The 16,968-nt window shown below is 63.8% G+C and carries 16 protein-coding genes; 9 read left to right on the top strand and 7 right to left on the bottom strand.

Translation table 11 applies throughout. From position 1 onward, the window contains the following. The first annotated feature begins 7 nt into the window (after positions 1–7). Positions 8–1,471 (top strand): glycogen synthase GlgA, encoded by a 1,464-nt coding sequence (glgA, locus tag NCT05_RS18955; RefSeq protein WP_250502933.1) that lies wholly within the window; start codon positions 8–10, stop codon positions 1,469–1,471. Here the strand turns inward: glgA and NCT05_RS18950 are convergent. Then, positions 1,447–2,832, bottom strand: a complete 1,386-nt coding sequence (locus NCT05_RS18950; RefSeq protein WP_250502932.1) for a dienelactone hydrolase family protein — start codon at positions 2,830–2,832, stop codon at positions 1,447–1,449. The two genes, glgA and NCT05_RS18950, sit on opposite strands and share 25 nt — an antisense overlap. 148 nt (positions 2,833–2,980) lie before the next feature. Here NCT05_RS18950 and NCT05_RS18945 point away from each other — a divergent pair, with 148 nt between their 5' ends. Together NCT05_RS18945 and NCT05_RS18940 are read left to right on the top strand one after the other, a co-directional pair. After that, on the top strand, positions 2,981–3,781 hold the full coding sequence (locus NCT05_RS18945) for an SDR family oxidoreductase (RefSeq protein ID WP_175979254.1): 801 nt from the start codon (positions 2,981–2,983) through the stop codon (positions 3,779–3,781). 14 nt (positions 3,782–3,795) lie between these two features. Next, positions 3,796–5,232, top strand: a complete 1,437-nt coding sequence (locus NCT05_RS18940) for a dihydrolipoyl dehydrogenase (RefSeq protein ID WP_175979253.1) — start codon at positions 3,796–3,798, stop codon at positions 5,230–5,232. Between the two features lie 60 nt (positions 5,233–5,292). Here the strand turns inward: NCT05_RS18940 and NCT05_RS18935 are convergent, their stop codons facing one another. The 3 genes from NCT05_RS18935 to NCT05_RS18925 all read right to left on the bottom strand — a co-directional run bounded on the left by NCT05_RS18935 (position 5,293) and on the right by NCT05_RS18925 (position 8,356). Then, the gene (locus tag NCT05_RS18935) at positions 5,293–5,808 is read right to left on the bottom strand and encodes a hypothetical protein (RefSeq protein WP_250480814.1); all 516 of its coding nucleotides are present in this window, start codon (positions 5,806–5,808) and stop codon (positions 5,293–5,295) included. A gap of 109 nt (positions 5,809–5,917) precedes the next feature. Further along, on the bottom strand, positions 5,918–6,811 hold the full coding sequence (gene mmsB, locus NCT05_RS18930; RefSeq protein WP_250502931.1) for a 3-hydroxyisobutyrate dehydrogenase: 894 nt from the start codon (positions 6,809–6,811) through the stop codon (positions 5,918–5,920). Positions 6,812–6,823: 12 nt separating this feature from the next. Beyond that, positions 6,824–8,356 carry a CoA-acylating methylmalonate-semialdehyde dehydrogenase gene (locus NCT05_RS18925; RefSeq protein WP_250502930.1) on the bottom strand — a complete coding sequence of 511 codons (1,533 nt, stop codon included), beginning with the start codon at positions 8,354–8,356 and terminating at the stop codon, positions 6,824–6,826. Positions 8,357–8,546: 190 nt separating this feature from the next. On the opposite strand from NCT05_RS18925, the gene NCT05_RS18920 reads away from it, so the two are divergent. The 6 genes from NCT05_RS18920 to infA all read left to right on the top strand — a co-directional run bounded on the left by NCT05_RS18920 (position 8,547) and on the right by infA (position 13,507). Next, a complete protein-coding gene (locus NCT05_RS18920; protein WP_502800883.1) occupies positions 8,547–9,527 on the top strand; it encodes a LysR family transcriptional regulator in 981 nt (326 codons plus the stop codon). A 292-nt stretch (positions 9,528–9,819) separates the two neighbouring features. After that, positions 9,820–10,770 carry a M23 family metallopeptidase gene (locus NCT05_RS18915; RefSeq protein WP_008353496.1) on the top strand — a complete coding sequence of 317 codons (951 nt, stop codon included), beginning with the start codon at positions 9,820–9,822 and terminating at the stop codon, positions 10,768–10,770. After that, positions 10,757–11,122, top strand: coding sequence for a hypothetical protein (locus NCT05_RS18910; RefSeq protein ID WP_250456711.1), 366 nt, complete (start codon positions 10,757–10,759; stop codon positions 11,120–11,122). Before NCT05_RS18915 ends, NCT05_RS18910 begins: the two co-directional genes overlap by 14 nt. A gap of 60 nt (positions 11,123–11,182) precedes the next feature. Further along, positions 11,183–11,617 carry a bactofilin family protein gene (locus NCT05_RS18905; RefSeq protein ID WP_175979247.1) on the top strand — a complete coding sequence of 145 codons (435 nt, stop codon included), beginning with the start codon at positions 11,183–11,185 and terminating at the stop codon, positions 11,615–11,617. 169 nt (positions 11,618–11,786) lie between these two features. After that, on the top strand, positions 11,787–12,764 hold the full coding sequence (gene corA, locus NCT05_RS18900) for a magnesium/cobalt transporter CorA (RefSeq protein WP_008353501.1): 978 nt from the start codon (positions 11,787–11,789) through the stop codon (positions 12,762–12,764). 476 nt (positions 12,765–13,240) lie between these two features. Further along, the gene (gene infA / locus NCT05_RS18895; RefSeq protein WP_250502928.1) at positions 13,241–13,507 is read left to right on the top strand and encodes a translation initiation factor IF-1; all 267 of its coding nucleotides are present in this window, start codon (positions 13,241–13,243) and stop codon (positions 13,505–13,507) included. Positions 13,508–13,644: 137 nt separating this feature from the next. Here infA and NCT05_RS18890 read toward each other — a convergent pair whose 3' ends face one another. Genes NCT05_RS18890 through zwf form a run of 3 tightly spaced genes read right to left on the bottom strand, consistent with a single transcriptional unit; the run spans position 13,645 to position 16,941 of the window. Continuing rightward, positions 13,645–14,523 (bottom strand): HAD family hydrolase, encoded by an 879-nt coding sequence (locus NCT05_RS18890; RefSeq protein ID WP_250502927.1) that lies wholly within the window; start codon positions 14,521–14,523, stop codon positions 13,645–13,647. Then, a complete protein-coding gene (locus tag NCT05_RS18885; RefSeq protein ID WP_372492552.1) occupies positions 14,523–15,344 on the bottom strand; it encodes an ROK family protein in 822 nt (273 codons plus the stop codon). Before NCT05_RS18885 ends, NCT05_RS18890 begins: the two co-directional genes overlap by 1 nt. Before the next feature lie 40 nt (positions 15,345–15,384). Continuing rightward, positions 15,385–16,941, bottom strand: a complete 1,557-nt coding sequence (zwf, locus tag NCT05_RS18880; RefSeq protein ID WP_250502926.1) for a glucose-6-phosphate dehydrogenase — start codon at positions 16,939–16,941, stop codon at positions 15,385–15,387. Positions 16,942–16,968 lie beyond the last annotated feature (27 nt).

Genomic DNA, 16,968 nt, shown 5'->3' with positions numbered 1-16,968 from the left:
AGTGCCGATGACCGTATGCGTGCTGCATGCCGCAGCAGAAATGTTTCCGCTGTTGAAAACCGGCGGCCTCGCCGATGTCGTCGGCGCGTTGCCGCCCGCGCAATCGCAACTGGGCACGAACGCGCGCGTCGTGCTGCCGGGCTTTCCCGCCGTGCTCGCGGGTCTCGACGATCTTCAGCCCGTGGCCGATCTCGGCAGCGCGTTCGGCGCGGGCAATATCCGCCTCGAGCGCGGCGTGCTGCAGCCGCACGGCATCGTCGTGTATGTGGTGCGCGCCGATCAGTTTTACGATCGTCCGGGCAATCCGTATATGGATGCGACGAATCGCCCCTATGCCGATAACGATCGCCGCTTCGCGCTGCTCGGCTGGGCGGCGGCGCGCATCGCGACGGGCGTGGACCCGGCATGGAAGCCGCGTATCGTCCACGCTCACGACTGGCATGCGGGACTTGCGCCGGCGTATCTGCGCGCGTTCGAGCGCGGCGGCGCGGCGCGGGTCGGCACTGTGATGACGGTGCACAACCTGGCGTATCAAGGCACGTTTCCGGCTTCGGAATTCGGCGCGCTGCAATTGCCCGGCGATTTCTACGCGGTGGAAGGCGTCGAATTCTACGGCCACGTCTCGTTTCTCAAGGCGGGGCTTTATTTCGCCGATCGCATCACTACCGTCAGCCCGACCTACGCGCGCGAAATCCAGACGCAGGCGCAAGGCGCCGGACTGCACGGTCTCCTGCAGACGCGCACGCACGACATCACCGGGATTCTGAACGGCGTCGATTATTCGATCTGGAGCCCGACCGCCGATGAATCCATCGCGTCGAAATACACGCAGGCGAAGATCGGCGGCAAGTCGAAATGCAAGACGGCGCTGCAGGAGCGCATGGGTCTCGCGAAGGACGACGACGCCCTGCTCTTCGGCGTCGTCAGCCGTCTGACGGAGCAGAAAGGACTCGACCTGCTGCTTTCGGCCGTGCCCGATATCGTCCAGCGCGGCGGCCAGCTCGTCGTGCTCGGCACCGGCGACCCGGCGCTCGAAACCGGCATGAAGAACGCGGCGGCGGCGCATCCGGGCGCGGTCGCGGTCGAACTCGGCTTCGACGAGACGCTTTCGCATTCGATCATCGCGGGCAGCGACGTCGTGATGGTGCCGTCGCGCTTCGAGCCGTGCGGGCTCACGCAGCTCTACGCGCTCGCGTACGGCTCGCTGCCGCTCGTGCATCGCGTGGGCGGGCTCGCGGATACCGTCGTCGATTCATCGCTCGAAAATCTCGCCGAGGATCTCGCGACCGGCTTCGTCTTCGATACTTTCGATCGCGCGGGCATCGTCGGCGCGATCCGGCGCGCGTTCGCGCTCAAGGCGCGTCGCACGGAGTGGAAGGCCGTCGTCAAGCGCGCGATGGGCCAGAGCTTCGGCTGGGAAGACGCCGCGCTCAAGTACGCGGAGGTTTATCGGGATCTGACGGGCGGCTGAGCCGTCCAGACGACGTCGCCATCCGCCGCGTAGAGCGCGCAGCCGCGATGCTTGCGACTGCAATGCGCGATCGCCGATGCGATCGGGTCCGGCCCGAGTGCCGCGATCGACCACGCGCCATCCGGCGCGATCACGAAAGCGCGCGGACGCGGCAACTTCAGAAACGCGTCGTAGCCCTTGCGACCGGCGGCGTCGATGAACGGCACGGCGCTCGCATCGGCAAGCGCGGCGAAACCGGTCGCGGGCGGGCCCGAGCGCGTCCAGACCACCTGATCGTCGTACGCATAGAGACGGCAATCGGCCGTGAGCGCCGCACAGTCGCGCAGGGCCTGCGTCAACGGATCGAAGCCGCCGTGCGCCGCCGCGCCGCCGTTCGGTCCGATTGCAAACGCGCGCGGAATCGGCTTCGAGAGGAACTTCCGATACAGCGCGCGCATGCCCTCGCTGCCGAGATACGGCACGGCGGCGATGTCGTCGACGGCGGCGTATCCGCTCGAGGGCGGCGTCGCCATCGGCATGTTCTCCGGGTAAATCGACGCGAACGGCATGCCGATTTTCTTCAGGAACGCATCGAGTTTCGGCGTCCACACGCGCAAGCCTTCCCATGAACCCAGCAGCTTGTGGGAATCGGTCATGAAGGCGCCGTAGTTCGCCAGTTCGGCGTTCGCGCCCGCCGACGTGTAGCGCGCGAACATTTCCCGCCAGGTGCCGGCCGGAAAGAACGAATCGTTCTCGCCGTACAGCCACAGCGACGGAACGTGCGCACGCGCGCCGAGCGCCGCGCTGTCGCGGATGAGCGCAGCGTCGTCCGACGCGCATACGTCGACGCGCACGCCGCCGTAGAAGTTCACGACGCCCTTCACTTCCGGCGCGTTTCGCGCCCCGAACGCGAGGCTGTACCAACCGCCCGCGCTCTCTCCTGCGACAACGACGCGCGAACCGTCGACGTAAGGCTGCTGACGCATGTACGCGATGACCTTGCCGATATCGTCCGCCGCCTTGTTCGCGAGCCCCGCCAGATCGCACCCGTGCGCGCGCAGTTCGCCCGTCGATCCCGCGTAGCCGCGCATCATCGGCAGCGCAACCGCATAGCCGCGCGACATGAAGTAGTTCGCCAGATAGGTGAGATGAAAGCGTGGCATCGTCGCCTTCGTTTTCTTGCCGTAACCGCCATGATTGATGACGGCGAGCGGAAACGGTCCCGCGCCCTCCGGCATCGCGATCGTCACCTGCAATTGCGCGGTATCGCCGCGCTCGCCGACCGGCACTTGCACGACGCGTTCGCCGGGCAATGCGGGAACCGGCGCACGCAACGCGTCGTAGGCGCTGGTTGCATGACTGTCCGATAGATGGAATGCCATCAGAAAGACGAAAAATAGCTGCAGTCGAAACATGGTTCCCGCGCGCGTAGCCTAAAGGCCGCATTATCGGCGTTTCCTGTTCGCGAACTTGCGCCGGCGGGCGCGCAATTTGCCTCAGGCACAAATTAATACAAATGCAGGAGCGCATATGCATAAACCCCTCGCAGGCCAGATTGCGCTCGTGACGGGCGCGAGTTCGGGCATCGGCACGGGCGTCGCGACCGCGCTCGCCGATGCGGGCGCGCACGTCGCCATCAACTATCACTCGCACGCGGAACCCGCCGAAAAGCTCGCCGCCGCGATCACGGCGAAAGGCGGCGAAGCGTTCGCGGTCGGCGCGGACGTCTCCGACGAAACCCAGATCGACGCGATGTTCGATGCCGTCGTGAAGCGCTACGGCACGGTCGATATCGTCGTCGCGAATTCGGGCTTGCAGAAGGACGCGAAGTTCACCGCGCTCACGCTCGACGACTGGAAGACGGTCATCGAAACGAATCTCACCGGCCAGTTCCTCACCGCGCAGCGCGCCGTGCGCGAATTCGAGCGGCGCGGCATGCGCGACGTGTCGAAGGCGCTCGGGAAGATCATCTGCATGAGTTCCGTGCACGAGGTCATTCCGTGGGCGGGACACGTGAACTACGCTGCGTCCAAGGGCGGCATTCAGATGATGATGAAAACCATCGCGCAGGAAGTCGCGCCGCAGCGCATTCGCGTGAACGGCATCGCGCCCGGCGCAATCCGCACCCCGATCAACAAGGACGCTTGGGATACGCAGGACAAGCTCGACAAGTTGCTGACGCTGATTCCGTATGGGCGCGTCGGCGAGGTCGAGGATATCGGGCGCGCGGCGGTGTGGCTTGCGTCTGACGATAGCGATTACGTCGTCGGCACGACGCTTTTCGTCGATGGCGGCATGACGCTCTATCCGGGATTCGCGGATAACGGCTGATGGCGGACAACGGAATGAACCCAATCAAGGTGGACGTCGCCGTGATCGGCGCGGGCACGGCCGGCATGGCCGCGTTTCGCGCGGCGCGGCTCGCGGGCGCGAACGCGGTGCTGATCGAGGGCGGCGAACCGGGCACGACCTGCGCGCGCGTCGGCTGCATGCCGTCGAAGCTGCTGCTCGCGGCGGCCAACGGCTTGCACGACGCGCATTCGCTCGCCGCGCGCGGCATCGAAGGCACGCACGCGCTCGAAGCCGATCGCGCGCGCGTGCTCGATTACGTGCGGCGCGAACGCGATCACTTCGTCAAGGGCGTACTCGACGAAATCAAAGCGCTGCCGGATGGCATGCTGCTGCGCGGCAAGGCGCGCTTCGAAGCGCCGACGCGATTGCGGATCGGCGACGACACGCGCGTCGAGGCCAAAAGCGTCGTCATCGCGACGGGCGCCGCGCCGAGCGTGCCCGACGAGCTGAAGGTGTTCGGCGACAAACTCATCACGAGCGACGATCTCTTCGAACTGCGCACGTTGCCGAAGCGCATCGCCGTGTTCGGCGCGGGACCGATCGCGCTCGAGTTGGGGCAAGCGCTCGCGCGGCTCGGCATCGAAATTTTCATGTTCGGCAAAGGCGGCAGCGCGGGAGCGATTACGGACAAACCGGTGCGCGATGCGCTTATCGCCGCGCTCGCCGACGAGTTCTATTTCGATCCCGACGCGAAAATCGACGGCATGTCGCTAGAGGGCGGCCAGCCGACGCTGCGCTTCACGTCGCCGGACGGCGTGGCGCGCGTCGAACGCTTCGATCTCGTGCTCGCCGCGACCGGACGCGCGCCGAATCTGAAGCCGCTCGCGCTGGAAAACGCGGGCATCGAACTGAACGAAAAAGGCGCGCCGCTTTTCGACGAAACAACGATGCAATGCGGCGACAGCGCGATTTTCATCGCGGGCGATTGCGACGGCGCACGCCCGTGGCTCCACGACGCCGCCGACGAAGGCAAGCTCGCCGGCGACAACGCCGCGCGCTTTCCGGACGTGCAGCGGATCGAGCGCAAGGTGCCGTTCTCGATCGTGTTCTGCGAGCCGCAGGTGGCGATCGTCGGCGCATCGTATGACGATCTCGACAAGCCGATGACGGTCACAGGAGAAGCATCGTTCGAGAATCAGGGACGAAGCCGCGTCATGCGTCAGAATCGCGGCCTGCTGCACGTCTATGCCGACGCGAAAACCGGCAAGCTGCGCGGCGCGCAAGGCTGCGGCCCGGCGATGGAGCATCTCGGGCATCTGCTGGCGTGGGCGCTGCAACTGGAATTGACGCTCGATGAAGCGCTCAAACTGCCTTTCTATCATCCGGTCGTGGAAGAAGGCTTGCGCACCGCGCTAAAAGATGCAGATAGAAAATGCTACGAGGAAAGATCGGAAACACCGCCGGCATTACCAAGCGCCGCGGGTTGCTGATCCAAAAAAAACGAACGCCGGTTGCAAGCAACCGGCGTTTATCGTCGGAAAGAGCAAGGATCAGCTTCCGCTCAAACCATATTGCAGTGCGAGATCGAACCCGAGCACGACGAGCGAACAGAAAAGCCCCAAGGACAAATTCGCCAGTCTATGTCCGACGTCCTTGTGCTTCGTCAGCACGGCGCCCGCGAGGAACGCGATTTCCACGATGACCTGCATGCAAAACACGGCAATCATCAACGCGAACTCGTAACCCATCGAGTTGAAGTTCAGAAAGTTAAAGCCGTTCACCGCCACCCAAGACCCCACTCGCCAAGCTTCGTATGCCAATAGCAGCAACGGGAAGAAATAGCTGGCTACATAAGTCGGCACCGTGGCGTGCCGCAATTCCATATTTAAGTGACGTGTTACTTGCATCGCGTACTCCTCATCTGATTGCCCGAAAACGACGGGCGTTCTACCTGCACCGTGGCGCAAACCGGAGCGTTCTGATCGAACGGCAGACGGGCGTCGTGCTTTCAGAATAGGACAATTTTTTGGAAAGCGAATCATCGTATTCCCGATGATCGTATCCAATAAGGCTTTACGCGCTTCGTTGTGCAGTGCAACTGAATAAAGCAGTTATTTCCCGGCCCTAAATTCGACACGCGCATACGTGCCGATTTCCTAAAGTGTTCGAGCCGTATTAAGCGCCAGAGTTCTTCGCGTACAACTTGATAATGCCCGAAAAATCGAGCCCGCCGAATCCTTGCTGGCTCATCGACTGATACAACTGTTGTGCCAGCGCACCCATGAATACGGGCTGCTTCGCGGCGCGCGCTGCATCGACGGCAAGTCCGAGATCCTTGAGCATTAAATCAGCGCCAAAACCGCCCGAATAACCGCGCGACGCCGGCGCGGTTTCGACGATGCCCGGATAGGGATTACACGTATCCGAGCTCCAGCAACGCCCAGTCGATGTATTGACGATACTCGCGAGTTTCGTCGGATCGATGCCGAGCGTTTCGCCGAGTTTCATCGCTTCGGCGACGCCGATCATGGAAATCCCTAGCAGCAAGTTATTGCAGATCTTCGCGATCTGGCCCGTGCCGGTTTCGCCGCATTGCACCATGTTCTTGCCCATGCCGGATAAGACGGGACGCAATGTTTCGAAGAGCGTTTCATCGGCGCCGACCATGAACGTCAGCGTACCCGCCTGCGCGCCGACGACGCCGCCGGAAACGGGGGCATCGGCGAACGGGTTGCCCTGGTTCGCCGCCGCCTCGCCGATGAGCTTCGCGGTCGCCGGATCGATCGTGCTGCTGTCGACGAGCGGCACGCCTTTCGCAACGCCCGCGAGCACGCCGTCGTCGCCCAGATAGACCGTCTTCACATGCTGCGCCGCGGGCAGCATCGTGATGACGACTTCCGCGCCTTCCGCCGCCGCGCGCGGCGATGCGGCGAGCGTCGCGCCCGCCGCCTTCGCCGCATCGAGCGCGGCGGAGACGAGATCGAACGCCGTCACCGCGTGGCCGGCCTTCAGGAGATTGGCGGCCATCGGACCGCCCATGTGACCCAAACCAATGAAGCCGATTCGCATGGACATCTCCCTTTAGCGAAGCGCGATGGTCGTGTTGACGCCGTCGTTCACGGTGGCGTCGTCGAACCAGCGCGCGGTGACGGTTTTCGTCTGCGTGTAGAACTGCACGACCTGCTTGCCGTACGGGCCGAGGTCGCCGAGCTTCGAGCCGCGCGAGCCGGTGAAGCTGAACGCGGGCACCGGCACCGGAATCGGAATGTTGATGCCGACCTGACCAATATCGATCTCGCTCTGGAACTTGCGCGCCGCCGCGCCGCTTTGCGTGAAGAGGCCGACGCCGTTGCCCATCGGATTGCGATTGACGAGCGCGATGGCGTCATCGAGCGTATCGGCTTCAAGCACGCACAGCACCGGGCCGAAGATTTCCGTCTTGTAGATCGACATGTCGGTATCGACGTTCGTGAAGATCGTCGGTCCGATGAAGTTGCCCTTCTCGTAGCCCTTCACGTCGATATCGCGGCCATCGAGCGCGAGCGTCGCGCCCTCTTCCACGCCCTTGCTGATGAGCCCGAGAATGCGCTCCTTTGCCGCTTTCGACACGACCGGGCCGACGTCCGTATTCGGCTCCGTGCCGCCGTTGACCTTGAGCGTCCTGGCCTTCTCGACGAGTTCCGGCACCCAGTCCTTCGACGCCCCGACGAACACGGCCACCGACGTCGCCATGCAACGCTGACCCGCCGCGCCGAAGCCCGCGCCCGCGAGCGCGTTGAGCGTCTGCTCCTTGTTGGCGTCGGGCAGGACGACGGCGTGATTCTTCGCGCCCATCATCGACTGCACGCGCTTGCCGTGCTGGCTCGCGAGGTTGTAGACGTGCGTGCCGACGGCCGTCGACCCGACGAACGAAATCGCCTTGATATCGGGATGCGTGCAGATCGCATCGACGACTTCCTTGCCGCCATGCACGACGTTCAGCACGCCCGCCGGCACGCCCGCTTCGAGCGCGAGTTCGACGAGTTCCATCGTCGAGAGCGGATCCTGTTCGGACGGCTTCAGTACGAACGTGTTACCGCAGACGATCGCCATCGGGAACATCCACAGCGGGATCATGGCGGGGAAATTGAACGGCGTGATGCCGGCGCACACGCCGAGCGGCTGCCGTAGCGTGTACGTGTCGACGCCGCCCGCGACGTTTTCGGAGAATTCGCCCTGCTGCAGCGTCGAAATCGAACACGCGTGCTCGACCACTTCGAGACCGCGAAAGATGTCGCCTTCGGCATCGGCGAGCGTCTTGCCCTGCTCCGCCGTCAGCGTCCGCGCGATGCGCTTCTGGTTCTGGCGCACGAGGTCCTGAAACTTGAGCATCAGACGCATGCGCGTGCCGAGCGGCGTCGTGCGCCACGTCTGAAACGCCTTGTGCGCGGCGGCCGCGGCGGCGTTGACTTCATCGACCGTCGCAAACGGCACGCGACCGACGACTTCCTGCGTCGCAGGATTGACGATGTCGCGCCACTCCGTCGTCTTCGAATCGACGAACTGGCCGTCGATCAGCAGTTTGGCCGTACGGACGGACGCACTCTGCGCCGGATGTTCAGCAGCGATATTCACGAGTCACTCCTTTTGGATGAGTTGTCACGAAGGGGAACGAAAACGCGCGGACGGAGCGCCGGTGCGGCGCCGAAGGGAAAAGGCATGTCGTCTCCGTTTATAAGAAATCGGCGCGCAGTGCAGCACGCTCGTTTCCTTGAGTATAGTTATGCAAAAGTCCATCATGGCACTAGAAAAACACCCGATCGATATGCAAAAAAACGCCATGCCAAACGTTATTCCAAGCGCCAAGCTCGATATCGGGCGCCTCAACTGGGACGACCTGCGCTTCTTCCTGGAAGTCGCGCGCACGCAGCGCGCGAGCGGCGCGGCGAAGCGTCTGGGCGTCGATTACACGACGGTCGCGCGGCGCGTTCGCGCGCTGGAGGACGCGCTCGGCACGCTTCTGTTCGACAAATCGCGCAGCGGCGGATTCATTCTGACGGCCGAAGGCCAGCGCCTGCTCGGTTACGTCGATTCGATCGAGACGACGGTGCAGTCCGCGACCGAGCAGATCGCCAACACGGGGCACGCGCTGTCCGGACACGTTCGCGTCGGCTCGACGGAAGGCTTCGGCTGCTTCTTTCTCGCGCCGCAACTCGCGCGCTTTCAGGACGCGCATCCGAACATCTCCATCGATCTGCTGCCGGTACCGCATTTCGTGAGTCTGTCGAAGCGCGAGGCGGATATCGCCGTCACGCTCGAACGACCCGAGCAGGGCCAATACGTTTATACGAAGCTGTGCGATTACCGGCTCAAGCTCTACGCGACCGCCGACTATCTCGACGCGCACGAACCGATCCGCACGAGCGACGATCTGCGTCATCATCGTTTCGCAAGCTATATCGACGATCTCGCGTTCAGCTACGAATTGCTGTATCTCGAACGCGCGGTGCCGGGCGCGGTGTCGCGCTGGCGCAGTACGAGCGCGATTGCGCAGTACTTCGCCGCGCTGCAGGGCCGCGCGCTCGCGATCCTGCCGTGCTTCATGACTTCGCCCGATCCGCGCTTCGTGCCGGTCTTGCCCGACCATATCGTCGTGACGCGCGCCTTCTATCTGTCCTGCCGCGAGGATTTGCGCAAGCTGAAGCGCATCACGGCTGTATGGGACTACCTGCGCGCGGCGGCCGAAGCGAACCGCGGCTTCCTGATGGGAGACGGCGCGCAGATGGCCTGGGTCGATGTCAAGTGATCCTGACCGGCGACACGCTTTTTGACAGCGATTCGAGACCGAACGTGGTATGCGTGACGCCACCGCGAACATCACAAAATTTGACTCGATAAATTCGTGGAATTTTGCTTCGATGTCCTGCCGAAACGTCACTCGCCCACGCGAGCTCGGGCATAATCGCCGGCCAGTTTCATTGCATTGCCGTGGAGAGCGCGGCGCACTCCATTCCCGTGATTTCCTCTAGTTTCTTTCCCGCTGCCCCGACGGGCCGCGCCGTGCGCTAATGGCTTTCGTCATCTGGTCACGGCGGTCCATGTCCCGCCAGCGCATCCGTTTCGTCGAGGCCCGCACGGCGCGCGCCATCGCGGTCATCGGCGCCATTACGCTTCTCGTGGCCGCGCTCGCGCTCGGCATCGCGATCGGCACCATGTTCGCGCGCAGCCATCTCGGCGAGGAGCAGACGCTGATGTCGCGCCGCTCGTACGAGATCGAAGAGCTCGGCCGCATCAATGCCGCGCTGATCGAGCTGACGCCGCGCGTCGAAGGCCTGTCCGCGCAAGTCAGCGAGCTGCACGAATTCGACACGCATCTGAAGGCCGCGCACGGCGCGGGCGGCACGTCCGGCGTGCATGACGTGCCGCCGCTGCCCGACAGCGAGGAGCCAGCCACGTCGCTCGACGGCGCGGGCGGCCCCGCCTTGCCGCCGCGCCTGTGCGATATCGGCCGCGCGGCGGCGGGCGCGCCGCGGCAGCGTTTGAAGAGCGCGCATCGGATCATCGATTGCCTGAACGACGAAGTCTCGCAATTGCAGACGCAAACGCTCGCCCACTACGCCGCGTACATGGCCTTTCCCGGCCGCAATCCGGCACCCGGCCTGCGCAGCGGCTCGCCTTACGGCAACCGTCTGGACCCGTTCACGGGGCGTCTGAGCTTTCATCCCGGCATCGACTTCGCCGGACCGGCGGGCACGCCGATTCTCGCCAGCGCGGGCGGACGCGTCATCGCGGCGGGCGAGCGCAACGGCTACGGCATTTCGGTCGACATCCGCCACAGCGACGGCATGGTGACGCGCTATGGACACGCGTCGCGCATCTTCGTGAAAACCGGCGAATTCGTGATGCCGGGACAGGTGATCGCGGAAGTCGGCTCGACCGGCCGCTCGACGGGGCCGCATCTGCATTTCGAAGTGATCGTCGACGGCGCTCAGATCAATCCTTCTCCCTATCTCGCGCTCTTCAGGCGTTTGTCGCATGCGCAAAGTTGATTCGAAGCGGCTGTCGCTGCAACTCTCCCGCCAGTCCTATTCGCTGACGCCGAGGCGCGGCGCGGGCATCTGGCTCGGACTGATCGCGGCCGTGTGTGCGATCGCGGCGCTCGCCGCCGCAGGCTTCGCACTCAAACGCTCGCATGAAGACGTGCGCAAGCTCGACACGCTCTGCGCGCCGCCCGTCTCCGAGCAGAAGCTGCGCGAGCAGCTCGCGCATGCTCAGCTCGCGCTCGAACAGGAGATGGCGAGCCGTACCTCGCTGGAAGAACGCGTAAAGGACAGCGCGGCCGAAATCCAGCGTCTGCAGACCGATCTCGCTTTCCTCAGGAAGCAGCAAAAACCCAATTGAGCGGCACGCGTCAGCGCGGGCTTCGTGCAGCAACCCTTTACCGCATCGCAAGGACTCGACATGTTTTCATCGAAGAAGGATTCCAACGGCATCAAGATGGCCAAGCTCGCGACGCTCGTCGCGCATAACGTGCATATCTCGGGCGATCTCGAGTTCAGCGAAGGCCTGCGCATGGACGGCCAGGTCACGGGCAACGTGGCCGGCCGTCCCGGCGAAGAAACGCTGCTCGTCGTGAGCGATCAGGGCGCGATTCGCGGCAACGTGAGCGCTTATAACGTCATCATCAACGGCTGCGTGACGGGCGATGTCACCGTCGCGCATTTCGTCGAACTTCAGTCGAACGCGCGCGTGCTGGGCAACATTTACTATCAGCAGTTGCGCATGGATATCGGCGCGACGGTCGAAGGCAAGCTCACCAAGTTCGATTCGCAGGCGGCGCACGTCCCGAGTCTGCCGGCGCCGCCCGAATACAACATCGACCTCGTCTCGAACTGACGGCAGACAACGAGCGCCGGAGAATCCGCGCGTGCTGGCAGCCGTGCGCGTGTCCGGCTAAGATTCGATGGATCAAGGCCACGCGCTCGCGCCCCTGGCGAAATCACGCGACTTCGAGCGTCCATCGACACGTGGCCGGTTATATCCAGATAACGATAAAGGGCGCCCCATGCTGGTCAATTGCGCGGCTTATCAGAATGGCCGAAAGCTCGCGGACGTCGAGATCGACGACATCAACGCCTATCGCGATCTGCCCGACTCTTTCATTTGGGTTGCATTGAAAGAGCCCGGTCCCGGCGAACTCGCGCACATGACGCAGCAGTTCGGCTTGCACGAGCTGGCGGTCGAAGACGCGCAGCACGGTCATCAGCGGCCGAAGATCGAGGAATACGGCGACTCGCTGTTCGCGGTCTTTCATACGGTCGAATTCGACGAAGAAGGCGAAGTGCTCGTCGGCGAAATGAACGTGTTCGTCGGCACGAACTACGTGCTTTCGGTCCGCAACCGCACGACGCAAGGTTTTCAGGAAGTGCGCAAGCGCTGCGAGCGCGAGCCGCATCTGCTCAAGCACGGCCCCGCGTTCGTGATGTACGCGCTGCTCGATGCGGTCGTCGATCGATACTTTCCCGTGCTCGAGACGCTCGGCGCGGAAGTCGACGAAGTGGAAGAGCGCATCTTCGAGCAAAAAGGCTCGGTGGAATCGCGCGAGATCATCGAGGATCTGTACTCGCTCAAGCGGCGCATGACGATCCTGCAGCATCACACCGCGCCGCTGCTCGAAGCCGTCAGCAAACTGTATGGCGGGCGCTCGCCCGGCGTGTGCTCCGGCATGCAGGAATATTTCCGCGACGTGTACGATCACCTGCTGCGCATCGTGAAGACCATCGAAGGACGGCGCGAAATGATCGTCACGGCGATCCAGGTGAATCTCGGTCTGATCGCGCTCGCGGAAAGCGAAGTGACCAAGCGCCTCGGCTCGTTCGCCGCGCTCTTCGCCGTGCCGACGATGATCGCCGGCATCTACGGCATGAACTTCAAGTCGATTCCCGAGCTGGACTGGGTCTACGGCTACCCGACGTGTCTCGCGGTCATGCTGGTGGTCGATGTCGTGCTCTACTGGCGCTTCAAGAAGGCCGGCTGGCTGTAGCAAGAATGTTCCTTTTCGGAACCTTCGGGCGAAATTCGTTGTCTAATCAAGCGATTTGCGAGAGAATGTCATCTGGCCTTGCAAAATCGGCCTATCGACCGCACATGACGTAAGCGCACGGCAGAAGCGCTCACTTCCGCAGCACACGTTGCTTTTCCGTTTCAACCGCACATCGGCTCTGCTGTTGCCGATGTCGCCGTCCCGGTCATGCCGGCCACGGCGCGCCGCATCCGCGGTTCGCCCTGTCGTCCGGCCTATGCCGTCAAGCTCACGACGAGCCTGAGATAGAGACGCGGCGCGCCCCGCATGCACGTTTATCGTGCATGGACGCGCCAGGCCACGCTTTGCATCGCCACTTACGATTCGTAGCGACGACGCTTTCGGGCAGCGGCGCAGAACGGTTCGTTGGCGTCGAATGCGCGTTTTTCGCGCGATGCGCGGCAGCACCCACTACAACTCATTACAGGAGCCCCCATATGGCGAAAGAAGAACTCCTCGAACTCGACGGTATCGTTGACGAAGTGCTTCCCGACAGCCGCTATCGCGTGACGCTGGACAACGGCGTCGTCGTGGGCGCTTACGCCTCGGGCCGCATGCGCAAGAATCACATCCGTATTCTGGCCGGCGACCGCGTGACGCTGGAACTGTCGGTGTACGACCTGACGAAGGGCCGCATCAACTTCCGTCACAAGGACGAGCGTGCCGGTGGCGGCGCCCCGCGCGCACCGATGCGCCGTCGTTGATTTCCCTGCATCATCCGTAACGAGCGTGAGCCTGATCCGCAGCGCGCGCTTTTGAACCAACCACGCGGATCATTCTGAACTTCGACGCGGCCGCTCATCCGTCAAGGCTGCGCAGCGCGTCGATGTCCCTTCTTCCTTCAGCCGCGCGCCGCCAAGAGCGCGTCGATGCCGACCGCGAAGCCGTCCTCGTCGTTGCTCTTCGAGACCAGGCTCGCGCGACGCTGCACGCTGTCGGATGCCTGCCCCATCGCGATCGATACGCCCGCGATCTCGAACATCGCCACATCGTTGCCCATGTCGCCGAGCACGGCCACGCGTTCGAGCGGCACGTTCGCGAGTTGCGCCAGTTCTCGCACCGCGGTGCCCTTGTTCGCTTCCAGGCTCGTGATATCGAGGTAATAGGTCTGCGAGCGCGCGGCGTGTCCGCGGCCTTCCAGTTGCTTTTGCACGCTGCTTTCGACGCGCGCGAGCAGCGCCGTATCGGCGGTCGAGCCGACGATCTTGTCGACCTCGCCGAGATCGACATCGTCGAAACGCGTGACGAGCACGCCTTCGTAGCCGACCGTGCGCGTCTCGAGCGGCACGTAGGTGCCTTCGGGATTCGTCAGATACCAGGCGTCATTGATGAACACCCACGCGTCGACGTTCGCCGACGCGAGCGCCTCGAGCGATGTCTGCACCACATCGCGCGGCAGCTTGTGCGACGACAGCAAATCCCACGTGCCCGGCCTGACGAGACTGCCGCCGTTGTACGACGCGTAAGGCATGTCGACGTCGAGCGCCTCAACGATATGCCTCATGCCCTTGCCCGGCCGGCTGCTCGCCACGGTAAAGCGCACGCCCGCTTCCTTCAGGCGACGCACGGCGTCAATCGCCGGTTGGCCCAATGCCTTGTCGGTATGGAGCAGCGTGCCGTCGCAATCGGTGACGACGAGTTCCGCTTTGGCGAGCGCGGCGAACGCCGCATCGGCGTCGCCGTTCACGCTGTGAAGTCCGTATTTGCTGTTGGCGTTCATCAGTGCGCCCCTTCACGCTGATTGAAATGCGGCAACTGGCGCGTCTCGCGCACCGAGCGCGGATGCCACAGCCGCGCGCCGCCTTCGATGCCCGCCGCATTCGACACGACCGCGACGTTATCCGGCAGCTTGAACTTGATATGCGCCGCGTTGCCGCCGCCGATCCACAGCTTGTCGTAGTTCGTCAGCGTCGCCAGGATGCCGATGATCTTCTCCACGCGCCGGCTCCAGCGCTTCTTGCCCGCCTTCTCGCGCGCCGCGTTGCCGATGTACTCGTCGTAAGTCTTGTCCTTCGCGACCGGATGATGCGCGAGCTCCAGATGCGGCATCAGTTCGCCGTCGCGAAAGAGCGCGGTGCCCGCGCCCGTACCGAGCGTCAGCACCATTTCGATGCCGCGCCCTTCGATCGCCGCGAGCCCTTGCATCTCGGCGTCGTTGATCATGCGCGCGGGCACGTTGCCGAGGCGCTCGGCGATCAGTTGCGCGAGCGGCACGCCGCGCCAGGCGGGCGTGCCGAGATTCGGCGCGGTCAGCACGACGTTATCGCGCACGACGCCCGGAAAGCCGATGGAAATGTGCGTCGGCGGCTCGGCGACGATCGGCGCGATCAGTTCGATGAGCGTCTCCACGACCACGTCGGGCTTCGCCGGATGCGGCGTCGCCACGCGCACGCGGTCGCTCTTCATCTCACCGTCCTCCGAGATGATGGCCGCCTTCAACCCGGTCCCGCCGATATCGATCGCGAGAATGCGTTCCGCCTTGATCGCGAGTTTGTCCGCCGTGACGTGGGTCTTCTGCTTGGCTCTTGATTCTGTGCTCACGCTCGTTGTCCTTTTGAGTTTGCGTTGCGATGAGATGAGTTCAGTTCTTCTTGTGCGCGTCGGTCAGCGGTCGCCACGCGCGGCCGTCGTCGGCAAGCAGCTCGTCCGCTTCGGCCGGCCCCGCGCTGCCCGCCGCGTAACCGCGCACGGGCAGCGGACTGTCCGGATGCAGCACGCGATCCACCGCCGCCCAAGCCGTCTCGATGCTGTCCGCGCGCTGAAAGAGCGTCGCGTCGCCGAGCATGCAGTCGTAGAGCAGCGTCTCATAGCCGACGTTCGCGCGCTCCGCGAAGAAGTCGGCATAGTCGAACCTCGAACGCACCTTGCCGATCTGCATTACCGGTCCCGGCACTTTCACGTTGAAATCGAAGCTCGTGCCGTGCGCCGGATCGATGCGCAGCGTGAACACATTCGGCGTCAGCGCATCGACGGGCGTATCGCGAAACAGCAAAAACGGCACCGCCTTCAGTTGCACCGCGATCTCCGTGCGACGCTCGGTGAGCCGCTTGCCCGTGCGCAGATAAAACGGCACGCCGGCCCAGCGCCAGTTCTCCACGTACACGCGCGCCGCCGCGTAGGTTTCGGTCCGGCTATCTTTGGCCACGCCCGGTTCTTCCTTGTAGCCCGGCCCGGCGGGTCCAGCTTCGTACTGGCCGAGCACGACGTCGTCGGCGGTGAGCGGACGGATCGCATCGAAGACTTCGGCTTTTCTGTCGCGCACGGATTCGGCATCGAAGGAATTCGGCGGCTCCATCGCGACCATGCCGAGCAACTGGAACAGATGGTTCGGCAGCATGTCGCGAAACGCGCCCGTCTGCTCGTAGAACTTGCCGCGCCCTTCCACGCCGATCGTCTCCGCCGCCGTGATCTGCACGTTGTCGATGTACTCGCGCCGCCAGATCGGTTCGAACATCGCGTTGGCGAAGCGCACGGCGAGAATGCTCTGCACCGTGTCCTTGCCGAGAAAATGGTCGATGCGGTACACCTGCGACTCGTCCGCATACTTGAGGATGCAGCGGTTCAGTTCCTGCGCCGACGCCAGATCGCTGCCGAACGGCTTCTCGATGACAAGCCGTCTGAAATTGCCGTCCTTCTCTTCGAGCATGCCCGCCGCGCCGAGATGCTCGATGATCGGCTGAAAGAACCGCGCGCCCACCGCGAGATAGAACACGACGTTGTCCGACTTCGCCTGCGCGAGCCGCGCCTTGAGCCGGGCGAAGGTTTCGTCCTCTTCGAATTCACCGGGGAAATATTCGAGCCGCCCGACGACCCAGTTCCACGCGTCCTCGTTCAACTGCGACGTGTGAAACGTCGCGGCCTTGTCGGCGGCGAACGTGCGCAGCGATTGCGTGAGCTCGTCGCGCCATTCGGACGTCTCGCGCTCGCCGTGATTCACGCCGATGATCTCCATGCCGTCGTCGAGCAGCTTGTCGGCGGACAGGTTGTAGAGCGACGGCATCAGCAAGCGCTTGGTGAGATCGCCGCCCGCTCCGAAAATCACGAGCGTGCATGGCGGCGCGGGATGCTTGCCGGCGCACGTCGCGCTGGCCGGGTTGTTTTCCTTCGATTGATTCGCTTCGTTCGATTCTTTCGGCATGGCGTATCGCCCCTTGTCAGTTGCGCT

Origin of the sequence: Caballeronia sp. AZ7_KS35 (assembly GCF_023631045.1) — a bacterium.
In the GTDB taxonomy this organism is placed as follows: domain Bacteria; phylum Pseudomonadota; class Gammaproteobacteria; order Burkholderiales; family Burkholderiaceae; genus Caballeronia; species Caballeronia zhejiangensis.
The sequence above is the reverse complement of the archived record's forward strand: the minus strand, read 5'-3'. Positions and strand labels throughout refer to the sequence as shown.

What these genes read in the sequence shown, in the direction of transcription:
- NCT05_RS18920 (WP_502800883.1), top strand. Translation starts at nt 8,547, where the DNA reads ATGCAAAAAAACGCCATGCCAAACGTTATTCCAAGCGCCAAGCTCGAT.
- NCT05_RS18950 (WP_250502932.1), bottom strand. Translation starts at nt 2,832, where the DNA reads ATGGCATTCCATCTATCGGACAGTCATGCAACCAGCGCCTACGACGCG.
- corA (WP_008353501.1), top strand. Translation starts at nt 11,787, where the DNA reads ATGCTGGTCAATTGCGCGGCTTATCAGAATGGCCGAAAGCTCGCGGAC.
- NCT05_RS18905 (WP_175979247.1), top strand. Translation starts at nt 11,183, where the DNA reads ATGTTTTCATCGAAGAAGGATTCCAACGGCATCAAGATGGCCAAGCTC.
- zwf (WP_250502926.1), bottom strand. Translation starts at nt 16,941, where the DNA reads ATGCCGAAAGAATCGAACGAAGCGAATCAATCGAAGGAAAACAACCCG.
- NCT05_RS18940 (WP_175979253.1), top strand. Translation starts at nt 3,796, where the DNA reads ATGAACCCAATCAAGGTGGACGTCGCCGTGATCGGCGCGGGCACGGCC.
- NCT05_RS18910 (WP_250456711.1), top strand. Translation starts at nt 10,757, where the DNA reads ATGCGCAAAGTTGATTCGAAGCGGCTGTCGCTGCAACTCTCCCGCCAG.
- NCT05_RS18890 (WP_250502927.1), bottom strand. Translation starts at nt 14,523, where the DNA reads ATGAACGCCAACAGCAAATACGGACTTCACAGCGTGAACGGCGACGCC.
- NCT05_RS18915 (WP_008353496.1), top strand. Translation starts at nt 9,820, where the DNA reads ATGTCCCGCCAGCGCATCCGTTTCGTCGAGGCCCGCACGGCGCGCGCC.
- NCT05_RS18945 (WP_175979254.1), top strand. Translation starts at nt 2,981, where the DNA reads ATGCATAAACCCCTCGCAGGCCAGATTGCGCTCGTGACGGGCGCGAGT.
- infA (WP_250502928.1), top strand. Translation starts at nt 13,241, where the DNA reads ATGGCGAAAGAAGAACTCCTCGAACTCGACGGTATCGTTGACGAAGTG.
- mmsB (WP_250502931.1), bottom strand. Translation starts at nt 6,811, where the DNA reads ATGCGAATCGGCTTCATTGGTTTGGGTCACATGGGCGGTCCGATGGCC.
- glgA (WP_250502933.1), top strand. Translation starts at nt 8, where the DNA reads ATGACCGTATGCGTGCTGCATGCCGCAGCAGAAATGTTTCCGCTGTTG.